The 12,476-nt window shown below is 67.8% G+C and carries 10 protein-coding genes; 2 read left to right on the top strand and 8 right to left on the bottom strand.

Features of this window, described 5'->3' with window-relative positions; translation table 11 throughout:
• A partial coding sequence (locus tag A5698_RS02465; protein ID WP_197506606.1) for an FAD-binding oxidoreductase occupies nucleotides 1-454 on the bottom strand: 454 nt, incomplete at its 3' end.
• Between the two features lie 59 nt (nucleotides 455-513).
• Here A5698_RS02465 and A5698_RS02460 point away from each other — a divergent pair.
• Together A5698_RS02460 and A5698_RS02455 are read left to right on the top strand one after the other, a co-directional pair.
• Nucleotides 514-1,092, top strand: coding sequence for a TetR/AcrR family transcriptional regulator (locus A5698_RS02460; protein ID WP_068292870.1), 579 nt, complete (start codon nucleotides 514-516; stop codon nucleotides 1,090-1,092).
• On the top strand, nucleotides 1,089-2,627 hold the full coding sequence (locus A5698_RS02455; RefSeq protein WP_068292866.1) for a glycerol-3-phosphate dehydrogenase/oxidase: 1,539 nt from the start codon (nucleotides 1,089-1,091) through the stop codon (nucleotides 2,625-2,627). The genes A5698_RS02460 and A5698_RS02455 overlap by 4 nt, the downstream gene beginning before the upstream one ends.
• Before the next feature lie 37 nt (nucleotides 2,628-2,664).
• Here A5698_RS02455 and A5698_RS02450 read toward each other — a convergent pair whose 3' ends face one another.
• From A5698_RS02450 to aceE, 7 genes are all read right to left on the bottom strand, one after another.
• Entirely contained in the window at nucleotides 2,665-4,089 is a 1,425-nt protein-coding gene (locus A5698_RS02450) for an acyl-CoA carboxylase subunit beta (protein ID WP_068292862.1), read from the bottom strand.
• A 35-nt stretch (nucleotides 4,090-4,124) separates the two neighbouring features.
• Nucleotides 4,125-5,378: a 3-oxoacyl-ACP synthase KasB gene (kasB, locus tag A5698_RS02445; protein WP_067087890.1), complete on the bottom strand. Its 1,254-nt coding sequence runs from the start codon at nucleotides 5,376-5,378 to the stop codon at nucleotides 4,125-4,127.
• Nucleotides 5,379-5,401: 23 nt separating this feature from the next.
• A complete protein-coding gene (gene kasA / locus A5698_RS02440) occupies nucleotides 5,402-6,652 on the bottom strand; it encodes a 3-oxoacyl-ACP synthase KasA (protein ID WP_068292857.1) in 1,251 nt (416 codons plus the stop codon).
• Complete coding sequence (gene acpM, locus A5698_RS02435) at nucleotides 6,649-6,951, bottom strand: meromycolate extension acyl carrier protein AcpM (RefSeq protein WP_064420504.1); 303 nt, start codon at nucleotides 6,949-6,951, stop codon at nucleotides 6,649-6,651. Before acpM ends, kasA begins: the two co-directional genes overlap by 4 nt.
• Before the next feature lie 75 nt (nucleotides 6,952-7,026).
• Nucleotides 7,027-7,938: an ACP S-malonyltransferase gene (locus A5698_RS02430; protein ID WP_084792209.1), complete on the bottom strand. Its 912-nt coding sequence runs from the start codon at nucleotides 7,936-7,938 to the stop codon at nucleotides 7,027-7,029.
• A gap of 124 nt (nucleotides 7,939-8,062) precedes the next feature.
• A complete protein-coding gene (locus tag A5698_RS02425; protein WP_068292850.1) occupies nucleotides 8,063-9,352 on the bottom strand; it encodes a PucR family transcriptional regulator in 1,290 nt (429 codons plus the stop codon).
• Between the two features lie 68 nt (nucleotides 9,353-9,420).
• Complete coding sequence (aceE, locus tag A5698_RS02420; RefSeq protein WP_068292847.1) at nucleotides 9,421-12,210, bottom strand: pyruvate dehydrogenase (acetyl-transferring), homodimeric type; 2,790 nt, start codon at nucleotides 12,208-12,210, stop codon at nucleotides 9,421-9,423.
• Between the last annotated feature and the right edge of the window lie 266 nt (nucleotides 12,211-12,476).

Below are 12,476 nucleotides of genomic sequence, written 5' to 3'. Positions count from 1 at the left end.
GCAGGTCCAGCGAGATCACCGCGCGGAATTCGCCGCGGAGCGGGTCGAGTCCGCCGACGACGCTGGTGCCGCCGCCGAACGGCACGACCGCGATGCGGTACTCGCTGCAGAAACGCAGGATCGCGCCGATCTCGTCCTCGCTGCCCGGCAGCACCACCGCATCCGGTGCGTCCTGTTCGCCGGGGTCGCGGCGGCGCAGCAGGTCGAGGGTGGACTTTCCGCCGGCCCGCAGCAGCCGGCCCTGGTCGTCGGTGCGGCAGTGGTCCGGCCCGACGATGCAGGCCAGCGCGTCGCGGTCCGCGTCGGACAGCGCCGACGGCCGCAACCGCACCTGCTCTGCTTGGATCTCTTCGCCGGCCGACGCCTCGACCCCGAGCGCCTGTTCGAGCAGCGTCCGGATGCCGTCGGACAGCGGTTTCGCCTCGGCCGGATCGCCCCAGGCGTTCCACTTCATCGGGGGTAGGAGGGCGGTCTGCTGAGCATCGGGACGCGTCATGCGTTACAGTATTACACATGTCGTCAATCCGTAACTCTGAGTCGTCCGTCGAGGACCGAGTCCTCGAGGCCGCGGCGGCGTGCGTGCTGGCCGTCGGCGTCAAACGGGTGACGCTGACCGAGATCGCGCGGCGAGCACGGATGAGCCGACCGACGATCTACCGCCGGTGGTCGGACACCAACGGTGTGCTCGCGGCGCTGATGACGTCCCGTATCGCCGGCGTGCTCGATGCGATCCCGGACGCCGGGGTCGACCGCGCGGCGTTGGTCGAGCGCGTGGTCGCGGTGGCCGAACACCTGCGCAACGACGAGGTCGTCATGTCGGTGCTGCATGACGCGCCCGAGTTCGCGATGGTCTACATCGCCGACCGGTTGGGCACGAGCCAGATGATCCTCGTCGACGCGCTCGCCCACGCGATCACATCCGCTCAGGACGACGGCAGCGTGCGGGCCGGCGATCCGCAGCAGATGGGCGCCATGTGCCTGCTCATCACGCAGTCGACGATCCAGTCGGCGCAGATGGTCGAGAAGTTTCTGGACCGCGACGCGCTCAACGCCGAACTGGCGCGGGCCCTCAACGGATACCTGGCGCCGTGACCGGCTCGACGGCACTGAACGCAGCGCGCCGCGCCACCGAACTCGCGGCGCTGGCCGAGGGCGAGCAGGTCGACGTCATCGTCATCGGCGGCGGCATCACCGGCACCGGCATCGCGCTGGACGCCGCGACCCGCGGCCTGCGCGTCGTGCTCGTCGAGAAGCACGATCTGGCGTTCGGCACCAGCCGGTGGAGCTCCAAGCTCGTGCACGGCGGGCTACGGTATCTGGCCACGGGCAACGTCGGCATCGCCCGGCGCAGCGCCGTCGAACGCGGAATCCTGATGACCCGCAACGCACCTCATCTGGCCAAGGCCATGCCGCAGCTGGTCCCGCTGCTCCCGTCGATGAACTCCGCGTCGCGGGCACTGGTGCGTTTCGGCTTCGCCGCCGGGGACGGGCTGCGCAAGCTCGCGGGCACACCGGCGTCGGTGCTGCCCCGCTCGCGGCGTATCGACGCGCGGCAGGCCATCGAGTTGGCGCCCACCGTGCGGCGCGACGGTCTCGACGGTGCATTCCTGGCCTATGACGGGCAGTTGATCGACGACGCCCGCCTGGTCACCGCGGTGGCGCGGACGGCCGCCCAGCACGGCGCCCGGGTGCTCACGCGGGTCGCGGCGTCCCAGGCCACCGGGACCTCGGTGCGGCTGACCGATCAGCTGACGGGCGAGTCCTTCGATGTCAGCGCGCGCGCGGTGATCAACGCCTCCGGAGTGTGGGCGGGGGAAGTGGATCCGTCGATCAAGCTGCGGCCCAGCCGCGGAACGCATCTGGTGTTCGACGCGGCTGCGTTCGGCAATCCGGTTGCGGCGTTGACCATTCCGATTCCCGGTGAGATCAATCGTTTCGTGTTCGCGATGCCCGAACAGCTGGGCCGGGTCTACCTCGGCCTGACCGATGAGGACGCACCCGGCGCGATCCCCGACGTGCCGGAACCCACGGACGACGAGGTCACGTTCCTTCTGGACACGGTGAACACCGCGCTGGACGTCGCTCTGGGCCCGTCGGATGTCATCGGCGCCTACGCGGGTCTGCGCCCGCTGATCGACACCGGCGCGGGCCGCACGGCCGACGTATCCCGCGAACACGCGGTGGTCGAATCGCCCTCGGGTGTCATCAGCGTCATCGGCGGCAAGCTGACCGAATACCGCTTCATGGCCGAGGACGTGCTCGACCGCGCGATCGAATTGCGCGGGTTGACCGCGACGCACTGCCGCACCCGCAACCTGCCGCTGGTGGGCGCGCCGTCGAATCCCGTTGCCACGCTGCGGCATCCGACGGAGATGCCCGGTTCACTGGTGGCCCGATTCGGCGCCGAGGCGCCGAACGTGATCGCCGCCGCCGGTTGTGAGCGGCCGACCGAACCGGTCGCCGACGGAATCGACGTCATCCGTGCGGAGTTCGAGTACGCCGTCAGCCACGAGGGCGCGTTGACCGTCGACGACATCGTGGACCGTCGCACCCGCATCGGGCTGGTGAAGGCCGACCGCGAGCGGGTGGTGGCGACGGCCGAGGAATTCACGGTTTCGGTGCGCTAACTATCGCTGAGCGACTGGAAGCGCACCGAAATCACAATTACAGCGGGATGTTCTTGTGCCGACCGCGGCGTGCCGGCGCCTCCGCCAGCGCCTGGGTCAGCTTGCTGCGGGTGTGCGCGGGGTCGATCTTCTCGTCGACGACGCCGATCTCGATCGCGGAATCGACTCCGCCCGCGATCTTCTCGTGCTCGACGGCGAGCTCCTCGTGCAGCGCCTCGCGCTCGGCGGGATCCTCGACGGCGGCCAGCTTCTTCTTATGCAGGATGCCGACCGCGGCCTTGGCGCCCATGACCGCCACCTCGGCGTCCGGCCACGCGTAGACCTTCGTCGCGCCCAGCGAGCGAGAGTTCATCGCGATGTAGGCGCCGCCGTAGATCTTGCGGGTCACCAGCGTGACGCGCGGAACCGAGCACTCACCGAACGCGTGCAGCAGCTTGGCCCCGCGGCGGACGACGCCGCCCCACTCCTGGTCCACGCCGGGCAGGTAGCCGGGGACGTCGACGACGTTGATGATGGGAATGCCGAACGCGTCGCACAGGCGCACGAATCGCGCTGCCTTCTCGGCGCTTTCGGAGTTCAGGCAGCCGCCGAGGCGCAGCGGGTTGTTCGCGATCACGCCGACCGAGCGGCCCGACAGCCGGCCAAGGCCGATGACGATCGACGGCGCCCACTTGGCCTGGAACTCCTCGAACGGCACACCCTCATCAAGCAGCGCCTCGACCAGCGGGTGCACGTCGTAGGCGCGCCGCGCCGACGCCGGAAGCAGCGCGTGCAGGTCGGTGTCGCCCGCCTCGGCCTTGGCCCGGTCGAAATGGCCCTGCTGGCAGAACAATCCGACCAGCCGGCGGCCGCGCTCGTAGGCGTCGAGCTCGTCGTCGGCGACAATGTGGCAGACGCCGGACTTCTTGTGGTGGGTGTCGGGACCGCCGAGCGACGCCATGTCGACGTCCTCGCCGGTGACGCTGCGCACCACGTCGGGCCCCGTCACGAAGACCCGGCTCTCGGGCGCCATCACGATCACGTCGGTGAGGGCGGGCCCGTAGGCCGCACCGCCGGCGGCGAAGCCGACGACCACCGAGATCTGGGGGACGTAACCCGACGCGCGGATCATCGCCTCGAAGACCAGGCCGACCGCGTGCAGCGCCTTGACGCCCTCGGCGAGCCGGGCGCCACCCGAGTGCCAGATGCCCACGATCGGACTCTGCTCCTCGATGGCCTGGTCGTATGCATTGACGATATGGGCACACCCCTCGACGCCCATGGCGCCACCCATGACGGTGCCGTCGGTGCAGAACGCGATGGTGCGCACTCCGTTGACGGTTCCGGCGGCGGCGAGGACGCCCGAACGGTCACGCTCGTGCAACAACTCGACACTGCCGTCGTCGAAGAACGTGCTCAAACGCAGCAGCGGATCTCGAGGGTCGAGCGATTCACCGACTGTCTCGGGCGCCATGGTCGTCATTCAATTCCTCCTGTAGCGCTGGATTCCGGGGAGTGTCAGTACTTCCCGAAAGCGAGCGCAACGTTGTGCCCACCGAATCCGAACGAATTGTTGATCGCGTACTGGTAGTTACCCGACCGCGGTTCACCGGCGACCACGTCCAGATCGATCTCCGGATCGAGGTTGCGCAGGTTCAGCGTCGGCGGAATGATGCCCTCGCGCAACGCCATAACGGTCAGGATGGACTCCACGGCACCGACCGCGCCGACCGAGTGGCCGAGCGCCGCCTTCGGTGCGTAGACCGCCGGCTTGTGGCCGCCCATCGCATTGTTGATCGCCTTACCCTCGGCCACGTCGCCCACGCTGGTGCCGGTGGCGTGCGCGTTGACGTGGTCGATGTCTGTGGGCTGCAGCCCGGCGAGCTGGATCGCACGCGTCATCGCGTGACCGGCCTGCTCGCCGTTCGGATCCGGCGCCACGATGTGGTAGCCGTCCGAGGTGATGCTGGCCCCCATGATCCGAGCCAGGATGGTGGCGCCGCGGGCCTTAGCGTGCTCCTCGGTCTCGATGACCATCAGCGCACCGCCCTCGCCGAACACGAACCCGTTACGGTCCTTGTCGAACGGCCGGCAAGCGCCGGCCGGGTCATCGTTGGTGGTGGACAACACGATTCGCATCTGGGCGAACCCGGCGATCGGGACCGCCTCGATCTTCGTCTCGACCCCACCGCAGATCGCGATGTCGGCCTCGCCGAGCACGATGTTGCGCCAGGCGTGCGCGATGCCCTCCGAACCCGATGCGCAAGCCGACACCGGAGTGACCACCCCGGCGCGGGCCTGGCGTTCCAATCCCACCGCGGCGGCGGCGGCATTGGGCATGTACATCTGAACGGCCAGCGGCGAAACCGCTTTCAGGCCCTTGGAGCGCATGTTGTCGTAGCTGAACACCAGCTCCTCGGTGGAGCCCATGCCGGTGCCGATCGACACCATCAGCCGCTTGGGATCCACCTCGGGGGTGCCGGCGTTCTCCCAGACCCGCCGGCCCAGCACGGTCGACATCTTCTGCAGATACGACAGCCGACGCAGTTCCACCCGCGTCAACTCATGGTCGAAATCCTCGAGGAGATGACCGCCGATGCGAACCGGCAGGTCATACTCCTCGACGAACGGGTCCTCGAGCTTGCGGATGCCGCTCTGGCCGTCCAGCAGCTTTTTGAAGGTGTCGTCCGCGCTGGTGGCCAGGGCGGTCGTCATGGCAATGCCCGTGACGACGACGTTGGGGAAACCGGCCCCCGTCGATAACCCTGCCATTACTGCTGAGGAGTTCCTTCCGCTCAGTAACGCCCGAAGGCCAGGGCGACATTGTGTCCGCCGAAGCCGAACGAGTTGTTGATGGCGTACTCGTAGTCGCCATAACGAGGCTCGCCTGCAACAACATCGAGATCGATCTCAGGATCGGGCGTCTCGTAGTTCAGTGTCGGCGGGATGACGCCGTCGCGCAGCGAGAGCACGGTCAGGACCGACTCCAGCGCACCGACCGCTCCGATGGAGTGGCCGAGCGCCGACTTCGGCGCGTAGACCGCAGCGTGCTCGACCCCGGCCGACCGGATCGCGTTGGCCTCGGCGACGTCACCGATCGACGTGGCCGTGGCGTGGGCGTTGACGTGCTGAATGTCCTTGGGCTCGAGGCCCGCGGTCTCCATGGCACGCTTCATCGCCTGGCCGGCCCGAAGACCATCGGACGCGGGAGCAACCATGTGGAAGGCGTCGGACGTGATGCCCGCACCCATCAGCCGGGCCAACGGCTTGGCACCGCGGGCCTTGGCATGTTCCTCGGTCTCGATGATCATGAGCGCGCCGGCCTCGCCGAAGACGAAACCGTCACGGTTCTTGTCGAACGGCCGCGAGGCGCCCTCGGGGTCCTCGTTCTTCGTCGACATCGCGCGCATCATCGAGAACGCCGCGATCGGCAGCGCTTCGATTCCGCCCTCGACGCCGCCGACGACCGCGATGTCGGCGTCACCCATCACGATCTGGCGCCAGCCGTGGGCGATGGCCTCCGAACCCGACGAACACGCCGAGACCGGGGTGATGACCCCGGCCCTGGCGCCCAGCTGCAGACCGATCACCGCGGCCGCACCGTTCGGCATGATCATCTGCACGGCGAGCGGCGACACCTTGCGGGGGCCGCCCTCGTTCATCGCGTCGTAGGTCTCGACGATTTTCTCGCCGCCACCCAGACCGGTGCCGACGACCACGGCGAAGCGATCCGGATCGACCTCGGGCGCGCCCGCGGTCTCCCAGAGCTGGCCACTGAGGTACTTGGCCATGCGCTGGACATACGACATCCGTCGCATGTCCAGTCGCGTCATGTGGTCATCGATCGCGTCGACGAGGTGACCACCGATGCGGACCGGAAGGTCCCACTTGGTGACGAACTCATCCTCGAGGACGCGGATGCCGCTTTCGCCGGCCAGCAGGCCCTTCCACGTGCTCTCGATGTCCGCCGCGACCGACGTGGTCGCCGTGACGGCGGTCACGACGACGTTCGGGAAACCGCCGTTAGCAGTGGAAGGTCTACTCATGCCCGATCGGCTTCGATCTGCGCGCGGATGGCCGCGGCCGCTTCGGGGTTCTCTTCCTCGAGCTTCTGGATGTAGGTGACGACGTCACCGACGGTGCGCAGACCGGCGAGGTCCTCGTCGGGGATCTTCACGCCGTACTTGTCCTCGGTCTGAACGGCGATCTCGACCATTGACAGCGAGTCGATGTCCAGGTCGTCGACGAAGCTCTTCTCCGGGGTGACCTCGGACGGCTCGATACCGGTGACCTCTTCGATGATCTCGGCGAGACCGGCGATGATTTCATCCTGACTGGCGGGCACGGTAGCTCCTTCTATTAGGGGTGTTACTTGATGGGAAATGACGATCTTTATGTGGTTGTGTCTGGCTCAGGTCCGCTATGAGAGCTCGGCGAGCCCGTCCAGGTCAGCGGGGGACTTGACGGCATGCGTCGGAACCCCCCGAAGTTCTCTTTTCGCGATCCCGGCGAGCGTCCCGGCGGGCGGGAACTCGACGATCGCGGTCACATTGAGCTTGCGCATGGTCTCGGTGCACAGATCCCAGCGCACCGGGCGCGTCATCTGCGCCACCAGCTTGCTCATGGCGTCGGAGGCCGAATCCACTCGCTGGCCGTCCGCGTTCGACAGTAGCGTCGTGTTCGGGTCGGCGCTCGTTACACCGTCGGCCGCGGCGGCGTAACCGTCGAGGGCCGAGGCCATGTAGTGCGTGTGGAAGGCACCCGCGGTGGCCAGCTTGCGCACCCGCGCCTTCTCCGGCGGATCCTCGACCAGCTTGTCCAGGGCCGCGACCGCACCGGCGGCGACGATCTGGCCTGCCGCGTTGCGGTTGGCCGGGATCAGGTCGAGCGCCTCGAGGCGGGCCAGCACGTCGGCTTCCTCCCCGCCGAGCACGGCGGCCATACCGGTCGGCTCGACCGCGCAGGCCTTGGCCATCTCGGCGCCGCGGGTGGCGGCGAGCTTGACCGCGTCGTCGGCGGAGATGACGCCGGCGATCGCGTACGCCGCGATCTCACCGACGGAGTGACCCGCGACCACGGTCTGCTTATCGGCGATCAGCCCGAGCCGGGTCAGCTCCTCATGAGCGAGCAGCGTGGCCGCGACGACCAGCGGCTGGGTCACAGCGGTGTCGGTGATCTCCTCGGCCGAGGCGGTGGTGCCCAGTTGCGCCAGGTCCAGCCCGCTGATCTCGGACCAACCGGCGAGGCGCTCGGCGGCGCCGGGCAGCTCCAGCCATGCGGCGAGCATGCCAGGTGTCTGAGAGCCCTGTCCGGGCGCGAGAAGTGCAAGCACTCTTTAAGAGAACACTGTGAAGACGGTTTTGCGCGGTGTAAGAGATTATGAACCTCGTCTTATGTTTTTGTGGAGACCCCACAAAATCGCCTGTGATGCGACTTTACCGAAATCTGTCCGCGATCTAAGCCCCTTCGGGCGTAGGGGCGAGCTGTGCTGGTCGCAGCCCCGGACGGGCCGCATTGATCATGTTCGCTGTGTTCGTCTGGTATGGCTGGCGCCCCAGGCGCCCGACGGTGACGGCCACCCGCAGCACGTAGGCATCGCGCGGAAGTGTCGGATCGCGCCCGGTGAAGTCGGCGATTCGCCGTAGGCGGTATCGGACGGTATTTGGATGAACGAACAATTTGCGTGCGCAGGCCTCGATCGCGCCGCCGGAGTCGAGATAGGCGTCGAGCGTCTCGGTCAGCGCCGGGCCCGCGTCGGCAAGCGGCCGCATCACCTCGGTCTCCAGCGCCGCGATCGCCGACACATCGCCCAGCAGTGCGCGTTCGGGGAGCAACTCGCGCGCCGACACCGGGCGCGGCGCGTTCGACCACCCCGCGACGGCGTTCATGCCCGCGATGGCCTCGGTCGCGCTGCGGTGGGCGCTCGCCAGCGTGGTGGCGGTCGGGCCGATCACGACGGGTCCGTCGGCGAACACCGTCATCAGGTCGGTCAGGAACCGGTCGGTCGGGGAGAGCGCACCGGAGACGATCGCGACCAGCCAGGTGCCGTGCACGTCCGACAGTGCGGCCCGCCCGTTGCGCCGCACCACATCGTGGACGTCGTCGGCGGCCAGGTCGATCCGATCGGGCTGGGGGAGTCCCACGATGACGGTCGCGGGCGCGGTGGCGTCCCAGTTCAGCGCGGCGGCCTGCGACTGCAGTTCCGGCCCGATGTCGCCGCGCACCACCGCGTCGACGACGTTGGCCTCCATTCGGGTGTCCCACGCGCCGCGCGCCTCGGCCTGGTCGGCGTAGGCAGTGGCCGCGGCGAACGCCAGGTCGCGGCTATAGCGCAGGATGCCGGCGGTCAGCGCGGTCAGCTGCTTCTCATCGCGGGCCAGCAGCGGCACCACTTCCTCGAAGTACTCCATCGTGGTGCGCACCATCTCCACCGACTGGCGCAGCGCGATGCGGCGGCGCAGGTCCTGAGGCACCACCTCGAAGGCCTGCGCGGTGTAGCTGACGTTGCTCTGCGGGTCGCGCATCCACTCGACGAAGTTGTTGACGGCGGTCTGTACGACCAGCTGCACGCTGGAGCGCTGGGAGGCCTCCAGATCGGCGAAGAACGGCAGCCGCTGCTCCAGGACGCGCACCGCTTCGGTGGCCAGCCGGCCCGAATACTGCTGCAACCGGCGCAGCACGGAGTCCGGCACGGTCTCGAGAACCTCGACCGTCGACTTCGGCGGCACGAACCGGTTGTCAGGCACCTATAAAGGTTACGCCATCGTTATGGAGGAAACCTCCAAGACGCGTGCGCGTCCCTTCCGCCGGAGTACTACGCCACGCCCGGATCCGAGGTCTGCTCCGGCGCCGCCAGCACGTCGTCGATCTCGTACTTCGCCGCGGCCTGCACCGCGACGGACTGATCGATGTTGCCGTCGCGGGCAAGCCCCTCGAGCACCGCCACCGCGATCGACTCGCCGTCGGTGTTGTAGTACCGGCGCGCGGCGGGGCGGGTGTCGGAGAAGCCGAACCCGTCGGTGCCCAACGTGATGTAAGTGCCGGGCACCCACGCGCGGATCTGCTCGGGCACCGCGCGCATCCAGTCCGACACCGCGATGACCGGGCCTTCGGCGTCGGCGAGCGCCTTTGTGACAAACGGGGTGCCCGCCGGCTGATCCGGATGGCGCAGCCGCTGCTTCTCGATCTCGACGCCGTCACGGTTGAGTTCGCCCCAACTCGTCACCGACCACACGTCCGCGGCGACATCCCAGTCCTCGGCCAGCAGCTCGGCGGCCTTCAGAGCCGACGGCATCGCCACCCCCGACACCAGGATCTGCGCGGCGTTGGAGCGCTTCTGGGGTGCGGGCCGGTAGCGGTAGATCCCGCGCAGCAGGCCCTCGACGTCGAGGCCCTCGGGCTCCGGCGGCTGAACGTAGGGCTCGTTGTAGATCGTCATGTAGAAGTAGACGTTCTCGGGGTTATCGCCGTACATGCGGCTCAGGCCGCTCTCGATGATGTAGGCGATCTCGTAGGCGAACGCCGGGTCGTATGCGACGACGGCGGGGTTGCTCGCCGCGAGCAGCAGCGAGTGCCCGTCGGCGTGCTGCAGGCCCTCACCCACCAGCGTGGTGCGCCCCGCCGTGGCGCCGAGCAGGAAGCCGCGCGCCATCTGGTCGGCGGCCGCCCAGAGGTTGTCGCCGGTGCGCTGGAACCCGAACATCGAATAGAAGATGTAGACGGGGATCATCGGCTCGTTGTGGGTCGAGTAGGACGTGCCCGCCGCAATGAAGCTGCCCGACGAGCCGGCCTCGTTGATCCCCTCATGCAGGATCTGGCCGACCTCGGATTCCTTGTACGCCAACATCAATTCGGCGTCGACCGACGTGTAGAGCTGACCGTTGCGGTTGTAGATCTTGAGGTTCGGGAACCACGAGTCCATGCCGAACGTGCGCGCCTCGTCCGGGATGATCGGCACGATGCGCCAGCCGATCTCCTTGTCGCGCAACAGCTCTTTGAATGTCCGGACGGTGGCCATCGTGGTGGCCACCTCCTGCTTGCCCGAACCCTTCTTCAACGCCTTGTAGGTGTCGCGGCCGGGCAGCGTGAGCGTCTTGGTCTTGGTGCGACGCTCGGGCAGGAACCCGCCGAGCGCGCGCCTGCGGTCGAGCATGTAGCGGATCTCGGGCGCCTCCGGGCCGGGGTGATAGTACGGCGGGAGGTAGGGGTTCTCCTCGAGTTGCGCGTCGCTGATCGGGATGCGCTGCGCGTCGCGGAAGTACTTGAGGTCTTCCAGCGCAAGCTTTTTCATCTGGTGGGTGGCGTTGCGGCCCTGGAAGTGCGCGCCCAGCGAGTAGCCCTTGATGGTCTTGGCGAGGATGACCGTCGGCTGCCCCTTGTGCTCGGTGGCGGCACGGTAGGCGGCGTAGACCTTGCGGTAATCGTGCCCGCCGCGCTTGAGGTTCCAGATCTCGGAGTCAGACATCTTCTCGACCAGCGCCTTGGTGCGCGGATCGCGGCCGAAGAAGTGGTCGCGTACGTAGGCGCCGTCGTTGGCCTTGTACGTCTGGTAGTCGCCGTCGGGAGTGCTGTTCATCAGGTTGACCAGCGCGCCGTCACGGTCAGCGTGCAACAGCGCATCCCACTCGCGGCCCCACACCACCTTGATGACGTTCCAGCCCGCCCCACGGAAGAACGATTCGAGTTCCTGGATGATCTTGCCGTTGCCGCGCACCGGTCCGTCGAGGCGCTGCAGATTGCAGTTGACCACGAAGGTCAGGTTGTCCAGCCCTTCCAGCGCGGCGACGTGGGCCAGGCCGCGGCTTTCCGGCTCGTCCATCTCCCCGTCACCGAGGAACGCCCACACGTGCTGATCGGAGGTGTCCTTGATGCCCCGGTCGTGCAGGTAGTGGTTGAACCTGGCCTGGTAAATGGCGTTCATCGGGCCCAACCCCATGGAGACCGTGGGGAACTCCCAGAAGTCGGGCATCAGCCGCGGGTGCGGGTACGACGGCAGACCACCGCCGGGGTGGCTGTGTTCCTGGCGGAAGCCGTCCAGTTGGTCGGCGCTCAGGCGGCCCTCCAGATACGCGCGGGCGTATATGCCCGGTGACGCGTGACCCTGGATGAACACCTGGTCGCCACCGCCGGGGTGCGACTTGCCGCGGAAGAAGTGGTTGAAGCCCACCTCATAGAGGGCCGCCGACGAGGCGTACGTCGAAATGTGGCCGCCCACACCGACTCCCGGACGTTGCGCGCGGTGCACCATGATCGCGGCGTTCCACCGGATCCACGTGCGGTAGCGGCGTTCGACGTCCTCGTCGCCGGGGAACCAGGGTTCCAGCTCGGTGGGAATCGTGTTCACGTAGTCCGTCGACGTCAGCGACGGGATGGCCACGCGCTGTTCGCCTGCGCGCTCGAGCATGCGCAACAGCAGATAGCGTGCCCGAGCGGGGCCGGCTTGTTCGAGCAGCTGGTCGAACGATTCCAGCCATTCGCCGGTTTCTTCGGGGTCGATGTCGGGCAGGTACGACGCGACGCCCTCGCGGATCACCCTTACCCGGTCGTGTTCAGCTGCGGTGGTGGAGTTTTGGGCCAGGTCCTGGCGCGCGAACTCGGTGGTCAACTTCCGCTCCTTGGTAGGCGGTTTGAGGTGCTCACGCTCCTCGCGCAGATGTTTTCTGCCCTTGAACCGTGAGCGACGGATCCCATCCTTCTCCCATCCTGCCCCACACGCACCAGCGGGGTTGCCGACTGGAATGAACCGGCGATCGACAGAGCGACCCGGTAACGTCTGCAGCCGTGGTGATTGGTGCGCTGGTGCAGAAACCGCTGCGGATCGGTGCACTCGTGGTCGGCCTGTCGGCCGCCGCAGCCATGATCGTCGTCGGC

Origin of the sequence: Mycobacterium sp. E136 (assembly GCF_001666865.1) — a bacterium.
Lineage (GTDB): Bacteria > Actinomycetota > Actinomycetes > Mycobacteriales > Mycobacteriaceae > Mycobacterium.
The sequence above is the reverse complement of the archived record's forward strand: the minus strand, read 5'-3'. Positions and strand labels throughout refer to the sequence as shown.

Bases quoted from the DNA above. Each gene is read 5' to 3' on its own strand.
- A5698_RS02460 (WP_068292870.1), top strand. From the start codon at position 514: ATGTCGTCAATCCGTAACTCTGAGTCGTCCGTCGAGGACCGAGTCCTC.
- A5698_RS02450 (WP_068292862.1), bottom strand. From the start codon at position 4,089: ATGACGACCATGGCGCCCGAGACAGTCGGTGAATCGCTCGACCCTCGA.
- kasA (WP_068292857.1), bottom strand. From the start codon at position 6,652: ATGAGTAGACCTTCCACTGCTAACGGCGGTTTCCCGAACGTCGTCGTG.
- kasB (WP_067087890.1), bottom strand. From the start codon at position 5,378: ATGGCAGGGTTATCGACGGGGGCCGGTTTCCCCAACGTCGTCGTCACG.